This is a genomic window from Clostridium sediminicola (assembly GCF_050402865.1).
In the GTDB taxonomy this organism is placed as follows: Bacteria; Bacillota; Clostridia; order Clostridiales; family Clostridiaceae; genus Clostridium_AF; species Clostridium_AF sediminicola.
The window spans coordinates 40,159-61,673 of sequence record NZ_BAABMF010000002.1; the positions used below are offsets into that span (position 1 = coordinate 40,159).

Annotated in this window: 17 protein-coding genes; all 17 read right to left on the minus strand. The window is 29.4% G+C overall.

The annotated features are described in order from the left end of the window. Positions 1-3: 3 nt before the first annotated feature. Entirely contained in the window at positions 4-951 is a 948-nt protein-coding gene (gene whiA / locus ACQ3F0_RS03995; RefSeq protein WP_428863768.1) for a DNA-binding protein WhiA, read from the minus strand. Positions 952-1,040: 89 nt separating this feature from the next. Next, the gene (locus ACQ3F0_RS04000; protein ID WP_428863769.1) at positions 1,041-2,327 is read right to left on the minus strand and encodes a gluconeogenesis factor YvcK family protein; all 1,287 of its coding nucleotides are present in this window, start codon (positions 2,325-2,327) and stop codon (positions 1,041-1,043) included. Further along, entirely contained in the window at positions 2,324-3,208 is an 885-nt protein-coding gene (gene rapZ, locus ACQ3F0_RS04005; RefSeq protein WP_428863770.1) for an RNase adapter RapZ, read from the minus strand. The genes ACQ3F0_RS04000 and rapZ overlap by 4 nt, the downstream gene beginning before the upstream one ends. A 114-nt stretch (positions 3,209-3,322) precedes the next feature. Continuing rightward, positions 3,323-4,246 carry a UDP-N-acetylmuramate dehydrogenase gene (gene murB / locus ACQ3F0_RS04010; RefSeq protein ID WP_428864367.1) on the minus strand — a complete coding sequence of 308 codons (924 nt, stop codon included), beginning with the start codon at positions 4,244-4,246 and terminating at the stop codon, positions 3,323-3,325. Positions 4,247-4,276: 30 nt separating this feature from the next. Beyond that, a complete protein-coding gene (locus tag ACQ3F0_RS04015; RefSeq protein ID WP_428863771.1) occupies positions 4,277-5,008 on the minus strand; it encodes a phosphatase in 732 nt (243 codons plus the stop codon). Between the two features lie 13 nt (positions 5,009-5,021). Beyond that, the gene (uvrC, locus tag ACQ3F0_RS04020) at positions 5,022-6,887 is read right to left on the minus strand and encodes an excinuclease ABC subunit UvrC (RefSeq protein WP_428863772.1); all 1,866 of its coding nucleotides are present in this window, start codon (positions 6,885-6,887) and stop codon (positions 5,022-5,024) included. 78 nt (positions 6,888-6,965) lie between these two features. Beyond that, a complete protein-coding gene (locus ACQ3F0_RS04025; protein ID WP_428863773.1) occupies positions 6,966-7,565 on the minus strand; it encodes a metal-dependent hydrolase in 600 nt (199 codons plus the stop codon). A gap of 241 nt (positions 7,566-7,806) precedes the next feature. Continuing rightward, complete coding sequence (locus ACQ3F0_RS04030) at positions 7,807-9,213, minus strand: peptidoglycan D,D-transpeptidase FtsI family protein (RefSeq protein WP_428863774.1); 1,407 nt, start codon at positions 9,211-9,213, stop codon at positions 7,807-7,809. 19 nt (positions 9,214-9,232) lie between these two features. Further along, on the minus strand, positions 9,233-10,513 hold the full coding sequence (locus tag ACQ3F0_RS04035) for an FtsW/RodA/SpoVE family cell cycle protein (protein ID WP_428863775.1): 1,281 nt from the start codon (positions 10,511-10,513) through the stop codon (positions 9,233-9,235). Between the two features lie 34 nt (positions 10,514-10,547). Next, a complete protein-coding gene (locus ACQ3F0_RS04040; RefSeq protein WP_428863776.1) occupies positions 10,548-10,997 on the minus strand; it encodes an FHA domain-containing protein in 450 nt (149 codons plus the stop codon). 85 nt (positions 10,998-11,082) lie between these two features. Beyond that, positions 11,083-13,905, minus strand: coding sequence for an excinuclease ABC subunit UvrA (uvrA, locus tag ACQ3F0_RS04045; RefSeq protein WP_428863777.1), 2,823 nt, complete (start codon positions 13,903-13,905; stop codon positions 11,083-11,085). Positions 13,906-13,993: 88 nt separating this feature from the next. After that, positions 13,994-15,976: an excinuclease ABC subunit UvrB gene (uvrB, locus tag ACQ3F0_RS04050; protein WP_428863778.1), complete on the minus strand. Its 1,983-nt coding sequence runs from the start codon at positions 15,974-15,976 to the stop codon at positions 13,994-13,996. Positions 15,977-16,085: 109 nt separating this feature from the next. Then, positions 16,086-17,375 carry a PDZ domain-containing protein gene (locus tag ACQ3F0_RS04055; RefSeq protein WP_428863779.1) on the minus strand — a complete coding sequence of 430 codons (1,290 nt, stop codon included), beginning with the start codon at positions 17,373-17,375 and terminating at the stop codon, positions 16,086-16,088. Between the two features lie 21 nt (positions 17,376-17,396). Next, complete coding sequence (locus ACQ3F0_RS04060; protein ID WP_428863780.1) at positions 17,397-18,644, minus strand: S41 family peptidase; 1,248 nt, start codon at positions 18,642-18,644, stop codon at positions 17,397-17,399. 211 nt (positions 18,645-18,855) lie between these two features. Continuing rightward, entirely contained in the window at positions 18,856-19,746 is an 891-nt protein-coding gene (ftsX, locus tag ACQ3F0_RS04065; protein WP_428863781.1) for a permease-like cell division protein FtsX, read from the minus strand. After that, entirely contained in the window at positions 19,736-20,422 is a 687-nt protein-coding gene (gene ftsE / locus ACQ3F0_RS04070) for a cell division ATP-binding protein FtsE (protein WP_428863782.1), read from the minus strand. The genes ftsX and ftsE overlap by 11 nt, the downstream gene beginning before the upstream one ends. A 213-nt stretch (positions 20,423-20,635) precedes the next feature. Next, positions 20,636-21,490, minus strand: coding sequence for a YitT family protein (locus ACQ3F0_RS04075; protein WP_428863783.1), 855 nt, complete (start codon positions 21,488-21,490; stop codon positions 20,636-20,638). Positions 21,491-21,515 lie beyond the last annotated feature (25 nt).

Genomic DNA, 21,515 nt, shown 5'->3' on the forward strand with positions numbered 1-21,515 from the left:
TTATCAGTGCTTCTTAAGTTCTTCTGCAATTTTCTCAATTCTTCTAAGTCTATGATTAATGCCCGATTTACCTACTGGTGGATTTAACATCTGACCTAACTCTTTTAGAGACTCATTTGGAAATTTAACTCTTAGTTCAGCTACTTCTCTTAAGTTTTGAGGTAACCTTTCAAGACCAGCCTCTCTCTCAATTAATTTAATACTTTCAATTTGTCTTACAGCTGCATTTACTGTTTTACTCAAATTAGCTGTTTCACAATTAACTAATCTATTAACATTATTTCTCATTTCTTTCATTATTCTAACATTTTCAAGCTGTAAAAGAGAGTTATGAGCTCCTATAATATTTAAAACATCAACTATTTGCTCTCCTTCTTTTAGGTAAATAACGAAGCTACTTTTTCTTTTAATTACTTTAGAATTTAATCCATAAGTATTTATTAAATTCTTCAATTCATCAGCATACTCTTCGTTGTGTGTTACAAATTCTAAATGATATGTTTTTTCTGGATTGCTAATACTTCCCCCACCTAAGAACACACCTCTAATATAACTTCTTTTCCAAGTTTCTTCATGAACTATCCTATCAGGTATCGAATAGTCAAGCATAAATAATTCTTCTGATTGTGAAAGCACACCCACTTCTTTTAGCAGATTTCTAACTCCCATTTCTTCTGTTATCATAACCAAATATATATTATTCTTCTTTAAAGAATTGCTCTTTTTAACCATTAATCTAGAATGAAGATCAAAGTGTTCTTTTAAAAGCTTAAAAACTAATCTAGCAATAGCCGGATTTTCTGTTGAAGTTCTAAAATTAATTTTTCTATCACCTGATAATCCAAGAGTTCCGCTAACCTTCATTATTCCAGCTAATAACGCTTTTGCTTCTTCTTTACTATATTCACTATATCTACATATCTCATTTTTAACTTTTGATGAAAATGACATTATTCACTACTCCTTACTATAAAGATTCCAACGTAAACTTAATAGTTAAACTGGAATCTCAATAAAAAATAAACATTACTAGTTAATTCTTATTTCCTGTACAATCTTTTACAAATACAGTTTTCTTTTTTAATTAAATTCATTATAATATTAGCCAATTTTATAGGCTCATGTCTTACATAATCAGGTGATATTGAAATAATATCACCATAAACTAATTTCAAATTATATGATTGCTCAATATTTTCTCTATAATATACTGGTATTGATTGCTTTTGGAGATATTTTTCCTTTATCCCTTTACTTATAGTTGAATTATTAACTATAACATAGTCTATAATTTTTTTTGAACTATGCTTATAAATTGCTTCTAGATGATCTTCTAAAAGATATTCATCTGTCTCACCCGGTTGAGTCATCACATTAGATACATATATTTTCATAGCTTTTGAAGAAATTAGTTTTTCAGTAATTTCCTTAACTAATAAATTAGGTATTATACTTGTATATAAACTCCCAGGCCCAATTATAACAGCATCCGCTTCCCCTATAGCTAATAAAGCCTCATTAAGTGCCTTAGCATTTTCAGGTATAATTTTAAGTTCATGTATAGGGCTTTTTTGCTGAATAACTTGTTTTGGAATTATAGATTCTCCTGTAATAATATTACCATTTTTCAATGTAGCTTTCAAAACCATATCTTCTAAAGTTACTGGTAAAACCTTACCTGTAACAGCTAGTACATCACCCATCTTACGTACAGCTTCTTCAAAGCTGCCTGATATACCATCCATAGCAGCCAAAAAAAGATTACCAAAACTTTGATTTTCCAATCTTCCTTCTTTGAATCTATATTGCAAAAGTTCCTTCATCAAAGGTTCAGTCTCTGCTAAAGCTAATATACAGTTTCTAATATCTCCAGGAGGTAAAATACCCAAATCTTCTCTTAGATCACCAGAGCCGCCTCCATCATCGCCAACTGTAACAATAGCTGTTAAATTAGCGGTATGTTTTTTTAGACCCCTTAACATCGTAGAAAGCCCTGTTCCTCCTCCAATTACAACAATCTTTGGTCCTTTTAAAAGAATTCTTTTCTCCTGAGTATAACTATTTATTTTTTTTGAATTAGTAGAAAAGTTGCATGTTTCTCCACTAATAAAATTTATATAAGAATTTATTATTTGCTTTATAGCATAATAAACTATTACGCTACCTAGTAATATAAATAATATACTTATAGCAACATTATGAATGTAACTATCATTATTATGGATAATATCTGCTGAACCAAAAATAATAAAAAACAAACCTAATATCCCTATACAAATCCATCGTTTGATCTTTATCCCTGACCAAACATTTCTATTCCAAATCATAGTTTTTTTCCGCCTTTATTAACATCCTCCTGAATATCTCTATGATCAATATTAACATTATAACCTTCTGATTTCATAATGTTATGAATTTCATTAGCTATCGTTACAGATCTATGCCTTCCTCCAGTACATCCTATTGAAACAATCAGTTGTCTTTTTCCTTCTTTTAAATAATTGGGCACCAAAAATTCTAGCATATCAGTTAATTTCTTAATAAACTCTTGAGTTACTTCAAATTTAAGCACATAGTCTTTCACTGGCTGATCATTACCCGAATAAGGTTTTAAACTAGGAATATAAAAAGGATTTGGTAAAAATCTAACATCATACAATAAATCTGAGTCCACAGGTATTCCATATTTAAACCCAAATGACAATATAGTAATTATTAATTGATTCTCAACTTGTGCTTCATCAGAATAAATTCTATTAATTTTTTCTCTTAATTGTCTCAGAGTTAATGAGGATGTATCTATTACATGATTTGCTCTATATTTAACTTCATCTAACTTTTCTCTTTCAAGTTCTATTCCTGTTAGTACTCTACCTTCAGGCGCTAAAGGGTGCTTTCTTCTAGATTCTTTATATCTCTTAATTAAAACTTCATCCTTTGCTTCTAAAAATAATATTTCATATGGATACTTATTATTTTGAAGATACTTTAGATTTTCGAATAGAGCATCAAAAAATTCTCCTCCTCTGATATCTATAACTAATGCAATCTTATTTATTTTCCCATCAGTTTGATAGCAAGCTTCCGCAAATTTTGATATTAATGTTGGAGGTAGATTATCTATACAAAAATATCCCAAATCTTCTAAACTTCTTATTGCTCCCGTCTTTCCTGCTCCTGATAATCCCGTAACTATAACAAATCGCATAAATGCCCTCCTAAAAAAATAGTTTCTCCAATATATTATATGATATATTTAATAACATTAATAGTTCTTTTGACAAACTATCACTATTACAAAGAAAGAAAAAAGCACCTAACTCTAGGTACTTTTTATCGTTTCTTCGCCCATAATTCTAACTTCTGTTTTTAACTCTACACCATAATTATCTTTTACTGTTTTTTGAACAAACTTTATTAATTTCAAGATATCTTCAGCAGTAGCATTACCTTTATTAATGATAAATCCTGAATGTTTTACTGAAACTTTTGCATCTCCAATAGTTTTACCTTTTAGCCCACTATCTTGTATTAATTTACCTGCAAAATAACCTTCTGGTCTTTTAAAAGTACTTCCTGCTGAAGCATACTCTAAAGGCTGTTTAGTAACTCTCCTATTTATTAAATCATCTATTTTTTCTTTTATTTCATTATATTCGCCTTTTTCAAAAACAAAAGTAGCTTCCAATACAGTATATCCGCATTTTAATATTTTACTATTTCTATATCCTAAGTCCATTTCATCCTTTAATAAATTCTTTATTCTTCCATGGTTATCAATAACTACAGCACTTTGGATAATTTGAGATATTTCACCATCATAAGCTCCTGCATTCATAGCAACAGCTCCTCCCACTGTACCTGGAATACCGCAAGCAAACTCAAATCCTTTTAATTCAGCTTTTAAAGCTGCAATACTAACATGTGTCAATAATGCGCCGCTTTGCACTACGATAGTTTCACCTTTTACTTCCATATTATTTAGTTGGGTCAATTTTATTACAACCCCTCTAATACCACCGTCTCTAACTAACAAATTAGACCCATTTCCCATAATAAAATATGGTATATTATATTCTTGACACAATTCAATAACTTTAAGTATTTGTTCTTTTTTTTCTGGCAATACAAGACAATCTGCTGGCCCACCAACTTTGAATGAAGTATGATATTTCATAGGTTCATTAATTTTTATATCTTTTTCTCTAAAAATTTCTTTTAAATCTTTCAGAAAATATTCATTCAGTACCATGTATCTTCTCCTTAATTATTGATTTTAATAAAGTTTAAGGTCTTCTAATTTGCCTTTATTTTTTAGATACTCTATAATTTTAACTTCATCAGTATTAATTATGAGTTCTTGTGGCATATCAACTTCTTGCATCAAGTTATCAACCTCATTAAACTTACCAATATTTAAACTGAAATGTGCATCAGTATTAAGTATAACCTTATTTTCATATTTTTTACATAATTTAGCTATTTTTTTACAGTTTTCCCAACTACCTTTTCTAGTAACAAATGAACTATTATTAAATTCAATTAAAATATTATTTTCTTTTGCCTTTTTTACAATCTCTTCTTCCCAAATTGGGTATGTTGGATTTCCAATATGACCCAGTATATCAACACGTTTATTCTCCATTGCTTGCAATAATGCTTGAGTATTCTTATCTTTTGTATTTGGTTCAAAACATAAATTATGAAGAGAAGCGATTAATATATCAACCGTTTTCTGATATTCTTCTGGTAAATCCAAACTCCCTTCAATATCTATTATATTTGCTTCACACCCATAGAGCATTGTGACACCAAATAAATTCCTAGGTAATATCTTATAATTACCATAATGCCATGGATGAGGAGCATCATGCATCATTGGTCCATGTTCAGTAGTCCCCAATACTTTTAATCCAATTTCTGAAGCCTGTTTTGCGTTTTCTGTTAAAGTACTATATGCATGCCCTCCAGCTAAAGTGTGAGTATGCACATCAATAAAATATTTCATAAAATCACCTCATTTATTTATTTTTATGAAAAAAGTCCAAAATGCTTTTGGCAGCAATACCATTTATTGATTTTGTATCAATAAGTTCTTCATAGGATGCTTCTTTAATATTTTCTATACTACCAAATTTCCTCAACAGCTCTTTCCGCCTAGAATTACCAATATTAGGTATATCTTCTAAAACAGAATGAAGTACTCTTTTATCTCTTAGGCTTCTATGATATGTAATAGCAAATCTATGAACTTCATCTTGAACTCTAGTTATAAACTTAAACACTTCTCTATTAGATTTCATTTCAATTTCTATATTATTATACACTAAAGCTCTTGTTTTGTGTTTATCGTCTTTTATCATACCGCAAACTGGAATAGATATATTAAGAGATTTTAATACATCTAATGCAACATTTACTTGACCCTTTCCACCATCCATTAAGATTAAATCAGGAAAAGAACAAAATTTACCTCTTGATAAATCTAACTTACTTTCCTTTATTGCTTCAGTTTCTGCAAGCCCTCTTTTAAATCGCCTTGTTAAAATTTCCTCCATACTTTTATAGTCATCTGCTCCCTTTACATTCTTTATCTTAAATCTTCTATAGTCACTTTTTTTAGGTTTACCACCTTCAAACACAATCATTGTACCAACTGAATCTACTCCTTGTATATTGGAAATATCATAAGCTTCAATTCTATCGGGTAAATTATCTAATTTAAGAATTTCAGATAATTTTAAAATTATAGATTCAGCTTGTTGCTTTTCTTTCATCAGTTTTAATTTAAAATTATTGAAAGTATTCTTTGCATTTATTTTCACTAAATTTAAAAGTTTTTTCTTTTCGCCTATTTGAGGTACTTTAATTAAAACTTTAGAGCCTCTCTTACTTGTTAACCAACTTTGAAGCAATTCTATATCTCCAACAAATGGTACATAAACTGTTTTAGGTATAAATGCAGTTCCTCCATAAAACCCCTTGATAAAGTTAGAAATAATCTCTTCATCACACGACTCCAATGCATTTTCAATTATAAAATACTCATTCCCTATTATTTTACCTTCCCTTACAAAAAATATCTGTGCACAAGCCGTATTCCCTTCACTGTGTATGTTAATAAAATCTTCATTTTCAAAATTACTTAGAATTATCTTTTGTCTTTCTCTTATTTTTTCAATTGCAGAAATTTTATCTCTCAAATCCGCTGCCTTTTCAAAATCCAAATTTTCTGCAGCTTCATTCATTTTATTTTGCAGCTCTCTAACTAAATTGTTATCTTTACCTGTAAGTAAATCAATTATATCTTTTATTATAAGTAAATATTCATCTTTTGAAATTTTTTTTGCACAAGGCGCTTTACATAAATTTATATGGTAATTTAAACATGGACGTATTTCAATGCTATCTTTTTTTATTACTTTTCTGCATGTTCTTACAGGAAATATTTTTTTTATCAATTCTAAAGTTTCATAAACTGCACCAGAACTAGGATATGGTCCAAAATATTTTGCTCCATCCTTAACCCTTATTCGAGTCATATAAACTCTAGGAAAATCTTCATTTGTTGTAATTTTTATAAATGGATAATGTTTGTCATCTTTTAATAGTATATTATACCTGGGTCTATATTTTTTTATCAAATTACACTCTAAAATAAGAGCCTCGATTTCAGAATCTGTGATAATATATTCAAATTCAGAAATATTTCTAACCATTGCACGAACTTTTTCACCAGCATTTTTCACATTCCTAAAGTATTGACTAACTCTATTTTTTAGAACTTTAGCTTTACCAACATAAATAATTTCACCTTTTGAATTCTTCATTAGATATACTCCAGGTTTATTTGGTAAATTTTTTATTTGATATTCAAAATCGAACAAATAATCACCACCCTTTTATCAGTGCACAATTCACAGTGCACTGTCAACTAATAGATAAACTCACGCAGTGGTTTATCTTTATATTATCCTCGGCAAAGTATAAATCAAATATATAAGACATAGAATTGATATAATATCTTCAATAAAGTCACCCACTTTAGTATTCATTTTAATAGTCAGTGGAAACTTAATTTTTTTCTTTACAACTGGATAAAATAACGGCACTCCACTTATTGTAAACATATCTCCAATCAAGTGCATACCATATCCAATACTTATATATTCAACTATATTATCAAAATTAAAAACAAACTCTATATATCCAGCTAGTATGGTAAAAACAATCATAGAAAACAAACTATGCGTAAGTCCATTTCTATGAGTTGAAAAAGCTATTAAAATTAATCCTATTACTATAACCCTTAAAATTGGTTTTCCCCCACTTATTAAATCATACCATAAAATAATAATAGCAAATGATAAATAAACTGTCCTTTTTGTTTTTTTATTTCTAACAGGGAGAATGTATTTATTGAATAAGCTCTTTGGGTGATCTATGTCAGGAAGCAATGATGCAAAGATAACAATCAAAAAACCTAAATAACTAAACCCCCCTAATTCACCACAAAGAGAAACATATGCTGCTGTGCCTAAACTAACGTGAGTCTTTCCCTTCATAATTTCTCCTTAGTATTCCATTCTATATATCTTCATCTAAAGTTGAAACATGTCTAACTTTGTAAAACCTTCTTGATATTACATTATATCATAAAAGGAACGTACGTTCATCTGTTTTATATAAACTAAAGTCAAAAAAACATATATAGCTACAAAGGTATATAATACTAAGAAATTCTGATTATCCTACCTTTTAGCTCTATATGTTTTTCAATACACTATTTGATATAAATTTATCGAATTATTTTACTGCGATACTGATTATGTCCTTTGCAATTTTTGCTGCTGTACCTCCACCGGTACCTCCGTTCTCAACTATTACAGCTATTGCTACTTGTGGATTTTCCATAGGTGCAAATCCTACAAACCAAGCATGTGTTTTATCTGAATTATTCATGTATTCAGATGTTCCCGTTTTACCACAAACAGTTATATTGCTAACTTGTGCATTTTTCCCCGTACCTTTATCTACAACTTGTCGCATATATTCCTTTACTATTTCTGCATCCTCTAATGAAACTACCTGTTCTAAAGTACTACTACTAAATTTCTTTATTGTTTCTCCATTATCATCAATTATCTCTGATATAATATATGGATTTTTCATTAAACCATTATTTGCTACAGTAGACGCTACTAATGCCATTTGAAAAGGTGTTACTAATACTTTGCCTTGCCCTATTGCACTTTGAGCAATTTCTCCTACCATATTATTTTTTAGTGATGGAAATTCACTTTTCTTAATGCTTAAAACATCAGTAGGTATTTCTTTATTAAAGTATAAATGCTCAGCTGTCGACTTCAATTTACTATTACCTAGTTCTATACCCAAATCAGCAAAAATTACATTAGATGAAATAGCAAAAGCTTCAGATAAATTAATATTTCCGTGAGCTTTATCATTATAATTACTTATTGATTCTTTATCATTAAACACCAGAACTCCTTTGTCTTCAAAAACCCTACTTTGAACATCATTTATATTTTCTAGTGCTGATATAGCTGTTATTATCTTAAATGTTGAACCTGGTGGGTAAAGTCCTGAAAGCGCCAAGTTAAAAAGAGGATTATCCTTATCATTTGATATTTCACTCCATTTTTGACTAAGCAACATAGGATTATAGGATGGTTTTGAAACAATTGATATAATTTCTCCAGTTTGAGGATTTAATACAACAATAGCTCCTTTATTATTTCCTAATGCATCATATGCCTTTTGCTGAACATTATAGTCTAATGTAGTCATTACATTATATCCTTTTTTATCGTCTAAACCACTGAATAAGCTTTTTATATTTGAGGGTTCTTCCCCTATCAAATATTTGTCTAAACTTTTTTCAAGACCAGTTAATCCACATTTTGGTTGTACATACCCAATTACATGTGCAAATAATTCTTCGTAGGGATAATTTCTAATAAAATTCCCCTCAGAATCAACTTTAGTTTCAGCCAACACATTATTATTTTTATCAAAAATGCTTCCTCTTACTACTTCATTTCTTTTAGCCCAAAGTCTTCTATTGTAAACACTTTGTTTAATTTCAGTGGCTTTAAAAATGTCAAAGTAAATAATGTAAGTAATTAAGCATATAAAACAAACCAAGAAAAAAACAACTACTCTTTTAACATTATTTGATATATCTTTCATTAAAACATCTCCAATTTATTTACCTGTTTTCCTCAGATATTTTCTGAAGTATCCCAAGAGCAAAGAAAACAGTGATCATTGAACTTCCACCATAACTTACTAGAGGTAATGTTATCCCAGTTAAAGGAATCACATTAATAACACCACCTATAATAACTAAAACCTGTGAAGCAATCATTGAACTATACCCAACAGCTAATAGTCTAGTGAAATTATCCTCTGTGTGAATAGCAAATCTTATACATCTATAAAATAGTAAAAAATATATAATTATAATGGCTATTCCCATTAAAATACCCATTTCTTCACAAATCATAGTAAATATAAAATCAGTAGTATTTACAGGTACAAATCTAGGATATCCATGTCCCAATCCAGTTCCAAATAATCCTCCAGAAGCAATGGAAATCATAGATTGAACAATTTGGTAACTTTCATCTGTTGCATATTTCCAAGGTTCTTGCCATATCATGACCCTTACCCTAACATGGGCAAACAATTTATAACTTATAGTTGATCCTAGTAAGAATAATCCACAGCAAGTAAGTACATATTTTAACTTAGATGTGGATATATAAAGCATTGTTAAAGATATTCCAAAAAATATTAAAGCTGAACCTAAGTCTCTCTGTAAAACCATAAATCCAAGAGATACCATAACAATAATTGCAGGTTCAATAAGATTTTTCCATTCTTTATAATCTTTTAAGGCAGATGACAAATAGGCGACTAAAAATATTTTTCCAAACTCCGAAGGTTGAAAACTAATCTGAGGAGTTACATATTCACTTGACATTCCTAACTTACTAAGCAAAGGATTCAGAAATGGTATACTACCTATATCAAACCCTCTGATAATTATCCAGTTGGTTGCCCCATGTTTAGAAGTTCCAAAGAAAAAGCTCATAGACATAAATATTAAAGTAAGTAACATAAATAAATACTTTAACTCTGCATACTTTCTCAATTTAGGTAATAAAACAACGGTTATAATAAATACAGTTTCTCCTACCATAAACCAAACAAGCTGTTTAATAGCCGTAATTGAGCTTATTCTATAAATCATAACTATACCAATAATTGATAATACCGATGCATAAACAAGTATATATTTATCTCCATAAGGATAGAATTTTCTTATTATAAAATACGTATACCCAATAATAAAACATATTACTATACAAAATATTATAGCCTTATAATCTAAAGGCCATTTCAAAAAACTTAAATTAATAAAAAATAAAATACTCAAAATATAAGTATATTTAAGTAATTTTTTATCTTCAATTGATTTTCTCATAATTAGACCTCATGAATTCTTTTTTATAGTTTTATCATCCTATTATCTTGAAGACATTTTCTCCTATTTGTATTATGTCTCCAATTTCTAAGTACATTTCCCCCTCAATTACTTCATCATTAATTATAACTCCATTAGTACTTCCTAAATCTTTAATTACATATTCATTTTTTTCAAAATAAATTTTTGCATGCTTTTTCGAAACATATTGATCGTAAAGTATCAAAGTGTTTTTATCCCCTCTACCAATAGTTAAATTATCTCTTACAGGTATAATAGTACCCACTTTTAAAGGGGATTTTTTGCTGGAGATTTGAAGAACCTCCATTGCAACATCATATCCCCTTATTTCATCATCATTACTAGGTATTCTTTCTTCTTTCATATCTTTATACATTATTTTTAACGAAAAATATATTATTAGATATATCAAAAATATGAAAATAAATCTAAATATATAGCTCATTTTGCTTATCAAAGGCATATTGACACCCTCTTCTTCTAAAACTTTTGTGATTATACATAAATCACTTCAACGATAAATTAAGTCTATGCATGATTTATCTTCATTATACCATATTCTTCAAATAAAATCCTGTATAAGAATTATCATTTTTTGCAACTTTCTCAGGTGTACCTGTACAAACTATAGTACCGCCTCTATCCCCGCCTTCTGGCCCTAAATCAACAATATTGTCACAACATTTTATTACATCTAAGTTATGCTCAATAACCAAAACCGTACTACCACTATCTACAAGTCTTTGAAGTATAGAAATCAGTCTGTTTACATCGTCTATGTGGAGTCCTGTTGTTGGTTCATCTAATATATAAAATGTTTTTCCAGTATTTCTTTTTGAAAGTTCCGTTGCAAGTTTTATTCTTTGTGCTTCTCCTCCTGATAATTGCGTTGATGGCTGCCCTAATTTTATATACCCCAATCCTACATCCATCAAAGTTTGAAGTTTATTTTTTGCCCTTGGTATATTCTCAAAAAACTCCACTGCTTCTTCTACAGTCATATCTAACACTTCACTTATATTTTTCCCTTTATAATTTACTTCTAATGTTTCTCTATTGTATCTTTTACCTTTACATACTTCACAAGGAACATAAACATCTGATAAAAACTGCATTTCTATTTTTATTATTCCATCTCCAGAACAAGCTTCACATCTTCCTCCTTTTACATTAAAACTAAATCTCCCTGGCTTATATCCCCTCATTCTTGATTCTGGCGTATTAGAAAATAGTTCTCTTATCACATCAAAAAGTCCCGTATAAGTGGCAGGATTAGACCTAGGTGTCCTTCCAATAGGACTTTGATCAATATTAATAATCTTATCAATATTTTCCCATCCTAAAATTTCTTTGTGTTTTCCAGGGATATATTTTGACTTATTTATTTTTCTATTAAGCCCTTTATATAGTATTTCGTTTACAAGAGTACTTTTTCCTGAACCAGATACTCCTGTTACACAATTAAATACTCCAAGAGGAAAATCCACATTAACATTCTTAAGATTGTTTTGTTTTGCTCCCACTATTCTAATCTTTCCCCCATTACCTTTTCTCCTAGTACTAGGAAGTTTAATATTTTTTTCTCCACTCAAATATTGACCAGTTATAGATTCTTTAGTGTTAACAATTGTGTTTATATCTCCTGCAGCAATAATTTCTCCACCATGTTCTCCTGCTCTTGGTCCTATATCAACAATAAATTCAGCAGCTTTAATTGTGTCTTCATCATGTTCTACAACAATTAATGAATTTCCTAAATCTTTTAAATGTTTTAGAGTTGAAATAAGTCTGTCATTGTCTCTTTGATGTAATCCAATACTAGGTTCATCTAATATGTATAATACTCCCACTAAACTTGATCCAATCTGGGTCGCAAGCCTTATCCTTTGTGCTTCACCACCAGATAATGTACCTGCCATTCTGCCTAAATTTAAGTAATCCAACCCAACATTTATTAAGAAAGACAGTCTATTATTGATTTCTTTTACTATTTGATTTGCAATAATAGCATCTTTTTCTGATAATTGTAAGTTTTTTATAAATTTCAATTCATCTTTTATTGATAAATTGCAAAATTCATTAATATTCATTCCACCAACATGTACTGCTAGAGCGCTTGGATTCAATCTTGCACCATCACACTTTGGACATGGTGTATTACTCATAAATTGCTCAATTTGCCTCTTTATATAATCAGAATTTGTTTCTAGATATCGTCTCTTTAAATTATTAATTACTCCTTCAAATTTATGCATGTATACGCCTTGTTTATCTTCTTTTTGATAAGCTACTCTTAACTTTTCTATTTTATATCCATACAGAATCACGTCTAATATTTCTCTAGATAAATCTTTTATAGGAGTATTTAAATCAAATTTTAGTTTTTTAGAAAGTGCATCAAAAATAGAATATGTCCATGATTCAGTCTTTAACGCTCCTTCCCCAAAAGAAAGTATAGCGCCTCCTAATATACTTTTACTCTTATCTGGGATTATTAAATCTTCATCTATCTCCATTAATGTTCCTATACCATCACACTTATCACATCTTCCAAAAGGTGAGTTGAATGAAAATAATCTAGGAGCTAATTCTCCAATGCTAATTCCACAATCAATACATGCAAAGTTTTCACTAAACAATATGTCTTCACCATCTATTACATTAATTATCGCAAGTCCTTCTGCCAAATTCAGAGCTGCTTCTAATGATTCACTAAGCCTTCCCCTAATACCTTCTTTTACAATCAATCTATCAATAACAACTTCTATATTGTGTTTTTTATTTTTTTCTAGCTTAACCTCATCTTCTTGTAGATCATATATTTCGCCATCAATCCTAGCTCTTATATACCCATTCTTTTTTGTATTTTCTAATAGTTTTACATGCTGCCCTTTTTTGCCTCTCACTATTGGTGCTAGAATTTGAATTTTACTTCTTTGTGGTAAATTCATTACTCGATCAATCATTTGATCAATAGTTTGTTGAGATATTTCTTTGCCACATTTAGGACAATGTGGCACTCCAATTTTTGCGTACATAAGCCTTAAATAATCATAGATTTCTGTCACAGTTCCTACTGTAGATCTAGGATTTCTGCTAGTAGTCTTCTGATCTATAGAAATCGCGGGCGATAAGCCTTCAATATACTCTACATCTGGTTTATCCATTTGACCCAAAAATTGTCTAGCATATGCTGAAAGAGATTCTACATACCTTCTCTGTCCTTCTGCATACAATGTATCAAAAGCAAGGGATGATTTCCCTGAACCCGATAATCCTGTAAAAACTATAAATTTATTTCTAGGTATTTCTAAATCTACATTTTTTAAATTATGAACTTTTGCTCCTTTAATAATAATTTTGTCCTTCAAAGTTTTTCTCCTCTCTTTTTTTCAGTGCACAGTGCACAATTCACAGTTATTGATACTTTCGCAAGCGAAAGTTTTAAATCATTATGAATTATTTATCTGCTTTCTCTTTTAGTTCTGCAATTCTATCTCTTAATTTAGCTGCTTTTTCAAAATTTAAATCTTTTGCTGCTTTCTTCATTTCAACTTGAAGTTTTTCTATTAATTCATGTATATTTTCTGAATCCATTTTATTAATATCTTTATTCACTTCGTAATCTTCTCCTTCTTCAGCAACTACTGTTGTTTGAAGAATTCCACGAATATCTTTTATAACCGTTTTTGGAACTATATCATTTTTTTCATTGTATTCCATTTGAATTTCTCTTCTTCTATTAGTTTCTTTAATTGCTTTATCCATAGCTTTAGTAACTTTATCAGCATACATTATAACCTTACTTTCAGAGTTTCTTGCCGCTCTCCCTATGGTTTGAATAAGAGAAGTTTCAGATCTCAAAAATCCTTCTTTATCCGCATCTAAAATAGCAACTAATGCTACTTCTGGTATATCTAAACCCTCTCTCAGTAAATTTATTCCCACCAAAACATCAAATTTACCTTGCCTTAAATCTCTTATTATTTCCGTTCTTTGAATTGTTTTTATTTCTGAATGTAAATATCTAGTTTTCACACCCATTTCTTTAAGATATTCTGTTAAATCTTCTGACATTTTCTTCGTTAGGGTTGTTATTAACACTCTAAAACCCTTATTTATTACATCTTGAATGCTAGAATATAAGTCATCAATTTGCCCTTCAATAGGCTTAACTATAATTTCTGGATCTAACAATCCTGTTGGACGAATTATCTGTTCAGCTACATTTGTAGAATGCTCAAATTCGTATTGAGAAGGAGTAGCAGAAACAAATAAAACCTGATTAAGTTTTTTTTCAAATTCCTCAAATTTTAAAGGTCTATTGTCATAGGCACAAGGTAGTCTAAAACCATACTGTACTAAGTTATCTTTTCTAGACCTATCACCACCATACATAGCTTTTACCTGAGGTAATGTAACATGACTTTCATCTATAAAAAAAAGAAAATCATCAGGGAAATAGTCCATTAATGTTTTTGGAGGTGTTCCTGGAGCTCTACCATCTAAAATTCTTGAATAATTTTCAATACCGCTACAATACCCTACTTCTCTAATCATTTCAATATCAAAGTTGGTTCTTTGTTTAAGCCTCTGAGCTTCTAATAATTTTTCTTCTGACATCAACACTTTCAATCTGTTCTCTAAATCACATTCTATTTGCTTTATAGCTCTATCTAGCTTATCTTTTGATGTTGCAAAGTGAGAAGCCGGAAAAATCATAGCATGCTTTCTATGACAAATAGTATTTCCTGTTAAGGCATCAAATTCTCTTATCCTATCAATTTCATCACCAAAAAATTCGACTCTAATAGCTATATTTGAAGATGATGCTGGAAATATATCTAAAGTATCTCCCTTTGCTCTAAAAGTCCCCCTAACAAAGTTTATTTCATTTCTTTCGTATTGAATGTCAACAAGTTGCCTCATTATTTCATCTCTTTCTTTTACCATTCCTTGGCGAAGAGAAACTCTTAATTTTTTATATTCTTCTGGATTTCCTAATCCATAAATACATGATACAGATGCAACTACAATAACATCTCTTCTTTCAAATAATGCTGAAGTAGCTGAGTGTCTTAACTTATCAATTTCTTCATTTATAGAAGCATCTTTTTCAATAAACGTATCCGTTTGAGGCACATATGCCTCGGGTTGATAATAATCATAATAAGATACAAAATACTCAACACAGTTATCCGGAAAGAACTCTTTGAACTCAGAACACAATTGTGCCGCCAAAGTTTTATTATGAGCTAATATTAGCGTAGGTTTCTGAACTTCTTGTATAATATTTGCCATAGTAAATGTCTTACCAGACCCTGTAACTCCAAGTAAAGTTTGAAATTTATCAGCTTTATTTAAACTATTTACAATACTTGTAATTGCTGCAGGCTGATCACCAGTCGGTTTAAAGTTCGATTGTAAATTAAAAATTCCCATTTAACCATCTCCCGTGAACGTTTGTTCGATTATTTCAATTTTATACCTTAATTTTTTTTTTGTCAACTATAATATTTATATAAAAAATGAAGATTTCCAAGGAAATCTTCTAATCTTTTTTCTTTTTAATTTTATCAATAATATTATCTATAGAAAAATCATCTGATCTAATCATTTTACTTTCTTTTGGGATAGTTACAGGTACTAATACCAATCCTAACCCCATAATATCATTGCCCTTTGAAAATCGCACTTCTTCTAATTTACCTGTAGCTCTTTTGATTTTTAAAAGTATAGAATTTGATGTTTCTTTCAATGTTTCAAAAATATCATCTTCTTTAATAATTTTTTTATCATTAATCTTTATCAACTTATCTCCACTTTTAATTCCCATGCTATATGCAGGTGAATTTGGTGCTACTTCTAAAACCATGATACCATCTTCACCAGAAACATACTTAGGTTTATCTTTTAACTCAATATACTTCTGTAAGTAGTTCATGCCTTCAATAGCAGTTGGTGCGAATAAAACAGCTGCTATTTTGAAAAATATATTTAGACTGCCTAATCTAGATAAAACAAATAGTAAAATACTATAAACCATCATTAAAGTTCCAGTAATTAATGTTTTTTCATTTTTTGTCTTAGTAAAAGTTACAGTATTAAAAGTAAGCATCCCAAATATAGGTAATATTGTTAACATGATCTCTTTTAGTAAGATTGATGGGTTTGTGATGTTCAAAAAAGGCCTCCACTTATTTATGACTATTAATTCTTCAAAGGAATAGCTATTTGAATTTGTAAAAATAATAATAGCTAAAGGCAGTATCCAACATCTTTTTAATGCAAATCCTCCAATAATATTATCGTTTCTTTTCGAAAAAATTGGAATAGCCCCTCTACTTCCATCAACCATCGTTAATATTCCTTGTATAAAATAAATCACAGCTGTCATAGTCATCAACGATATCACATCTATAGTAAGAAACTCAAAACCTCTTATATCAACATTATACATACCACTCATAATCTCAACTAAAATACTTATAAACCCTAAAACTGCAGATGTATATACCAACTTCATATATTTAGAATTAAAACTTATTGAAAGCAATGACAGTAGAAATATAATATCTATAAAAGAATTTTCACTAAATCCAACTCCTAAATAAGCAAGGATTATACTACATAGTATTCCTCCAAAGATTCCAAGTACTATTTCAGAAAGAGTTAATTCCAAAGGAGTATTTACTTTCTCACCAATAATTAATTTCTGCATCATTGTTATTTTTTTATTCTTTCTATAAAAAATTATTCCAATAACCAAAAGCATAAATATATATGGTGGTGTTACTACTGCTTTTGATACTCCTTGTAAAGTTTCTAAAATAATACCCATTAAAGTTTTCTCCTCTCAATACTATTTAACCTTTTGTTTAACTTCCTCAATTGCTTTGTTCAATTGTGGATCCTTACTTCTATCATATACTTTTTCTTTCAATTCATCTGGGTAAATAACTTCTATGTCAGGAGAAATACCTACTTTATGTATGTTTTCTCCATCTGGTGTATAATATTTAGATGTAGTAACTTTTAATGCTGTTCCATCACCAAATCCATACATAGATCTATCCAATACAGTCTGAACTATACCCTTACCAAAAGATTTTTCACCTATTAGTGTTCCCAATTTATAGTCTCTTATAGCTCCAGATAAAATTTCTGATGCACTAGCACTACCTCCATCAATTAGAAGCACCAATGGTAATCCTATTGCTACTCCACCTTCTGAATTCTCTACCTCTTTATTATTATATTTATCAATAGTAGATACAATTAAATCTCCTTTATTAATAAAGTTAGATGCTACCTTAACACATTCAGTCAACCATCCACCTGGATTTCCTCTTATATCTAAAATCAAACCTTTCATACCTTGGCTCATCAGTTCTTTTAACTTTGCTTCAAATTCCTTAGATGTTTCATTCTCAAAAACGCTAATTCTTATCAACCCAATACTATCCTCTAGCATTTCACCCGATACAGTCTTAATTTTTATTGAATCTCTTACAATATTAGCTGTATATAATCCAGTAGATTTTCTTTCTAAAGTAACCTCTACACTAGTTCCTTGCTCTCCTCGCATTAAAGAAACTGCTTTATCCAGTTCATTTCCAGTGACTGAAGTTCCTGCAACTTTTTCAATAGTATCTCCAGCCAACAATCCAGCTTTACTTGCTGGAGAATCTTCAAATACTGTTATAATTACAATTTTTTCATCTTTTACACCTACTTGAATACCGATACCTTGATATTTGCCTTCAGTGCTTTCTGCAAATGATTGGTAATCTTTTTCATCCATATAAACAGTATAAGGATCATTCAAAGAAGATGTCATACCTTTGATTGCGCCATTTACTAAGTCATCTTTAATAATTTCACCATCATAAAACCTTTCTATATTTTGCTTTACAATAAACAATTTCTTAAATTGTGAAATTTCATCATATGTACTTTTGCTAATTACCACAGAATCTCCTAATGGAAACTTAGATGCAACCAAATATGTAATCATATTACTTAATATAATTATTAAAACAACAATCGCAATCCAACTAATCCTATTAATTTTCTTATTGTTATGATTTTCATTTTTATTAATATTCATTTTTTCACCTCGGTAATAGAGATTCCTATTCAATCCTATATTTATATGCCTAACCTCTTTAATGAATCAAAAGTTAAAGAAATACAAATCAGGTTTGCCATTAATTCCCTATATTATCATTCTTTAAATATTACGTTTATTATAAAGCTTTTATACCAAATAATAAAGAGTAAAGGTTGGAAATTGTAATCAATTTCCAACCTAATATTTTTTATACTTTTAAAAATTTTCTCAAAGAAAGCATACTTCCTAATATTCCTATAACACAACCACCTAGAACAAACCCTATGGTAAGTTGAAATAAAATAGTGTTAGGAGCAATAATATTTCCACCTCTAACTACACCTGACAATTTATTAAACACAGCAAAATAAATATTATTTAACAATAAAACTGATATTAATGATCCAAGTAATCCTATTATTAGTCCTTCAATAACAAAAGGCCATCTAATAAAAGCATCTGTTGCTCCAACATATTTCATAATACCAATTTCTTTTCTTCTAGAAAATACAGCTAATTTAATGGTGTTCATTATTAAAAATAATGAAACGGGAACTAATATTATTATTATTAAAATTCCAACCCATTTAATTCCATTTGTAAAGGAAGTAATTTGGTTTACTAAATCCACATCATCTTCTATTTGCTTTATTCCTGCCATATCTTTTATATCTCCAGCAATTAATTCAATAGATTCTGGCTTATCAACCTTAATAACATAAGATTCTGGCAAAGGATTACTTTCATCAAATCCTTGAACTAATTCTTTGTTTTCTTCACCAAGTTGCTCTTTAAATTCTTCTAAAGCTTCCTCTTTAGTAACAAAAGCTACCTCTTTTACATGTTCATTTAATTTAAGTTTTTTTTCTATTTCCATTTTTTCAGAAACAGAAGCATCTTCATTCAGAAATACCTGTAATTCAATTTTAGATTCTATATCTTTTACTAGACCACTAGCATTTACCATAACTAATAACAATACACCAAACAAAAATAGTGTTAGTGTAACAGTTATAACAGAAGCAATACTCAAAGTTTTATTTCTAACTAAACTCTTAAAGGCACTAGAAAAAAAATGTTTTATAGAACTAATCTTCATAACCGTATCTTCCTCTCTGTTCATCTCTAACTATTGTACCACTTTCAATAGCAATTACTCTTTTTTTCATAGTGTCTACTATATTTTTATCATGAGTAGCCATAATTATTGTTGTTCCCGCTCTATTAATATCTTGAAGAACCTGCATTATTTCAATTGAAGTGTCAGGATCAAGATTACCTGTTGGTTCATCCGCTATTACCATTGTAGGATTATTAACTATAGCTCTTGCAATAGCTACTCTTTGTTGTTCTCCTCCTGATAACTCATTTGGAAAACATTTGCTCTTATTTGTTAGTCCAACCATAGATAACACTAGCGGAACCCTTTTCTTTATATCTTTCCTATTAGCTTCAACAACTCTCATAGCAAATTCAACATTTTCTTGAACATTAAGTGAAGAAATCAATCTAAAATCTTGAAAAACCATACCTATTCTTCTTCTATAATAAGGTGTTTGGTTATGTTTTAGCATAGTCAAATCAGTACCATTAACAATAATTTTACCTTTAGTTGGGTCAATTTCTTTTAATAACAATTTAATAAATGTAGATTTTCCTGCTCCACTAGGTCCTACTAAAAAAACAAATTCTCCTCTTTCAATTTCCAAGCTAACATTTTTTAATGCAAAAACATTATTATCGTAAACCTTAGAAGTCCTTTGGAATAATATCATATTGGTTTCTCCTTATCTAAAAATATGTAACTTATTATATTTAAACATACTTTATCTCTATAATTTTTATTGCATTCTTAAGTAATATTATATCATAATAAGATTTATTTTTTAGATTTAATTCAGTAATTATAACAAATTTCATAGAAAATTTTCAAATTATTCAAATTTTCTTAAGACGAAGACCAATATTTTCTAAACAACTATTAAATATTATTCTTCAATAATATTCTTAAACCCTTCTCCAAGAACCTCATGAGCTTCACTAACTATAACAAAAGCATTTTTATCAACAGATTTCATGAAATTTCTTAACTTTATAAATTCTTTTCTACCTAAAACTGTGTATAAAATATCTCCTTTTTTTCCACTAAACGCACCTTTACCTTCAAAAATAGTGCACCCTCTATCTAATTCCTTGATAATATATTCAATAACTAAATCTTGTTTACCACTTATTATAAAAATCGATTTACATGTATTTAACCCTTCAATAACCTTATCTACTATAACACCATTTAATACAACTGCTAAGATTGCATACATACCTATTTCTGCATTAAAAATTATCACACTGGACAATGCAACAATAAAATCAACTATCAATAAAGCTTTACCAATATCTAAATGAAAAAATTTATTTAATATCTTGGCCAATATGTCTGTTCCACCGGTTGACGCATTTTGATTAAATACTAACCCTAATCCTATACCCGAAAGAAAAGTTCCAAAGATAGTAGCTAACAGTAAGTCGTTTGTTATAGCATAGTTTTGTGGAAAAAATCTATCCATAACATACAATGCTCCTGATAAAGACAATGTAGCATATATAGTTTTTCCTCCAAATTTTCCTCCTATGAATATAAATGCAATTATAAACAATATAACATTTAAAAATAACATAATAATTGCAACTGAAACCTGTGGAATAAAATAATTTATTAAGATTGCTATACCTGTAACTCCACCACCAGCAATTTTATTAGGAGCTATGAAGAATTTTATACCAAACGCTGTGATTAAATATCCTATAGTAATCCAAAAATACTCTTTAAATTTATTTTTCATTAACATCACCTACCTATAGGGTTGC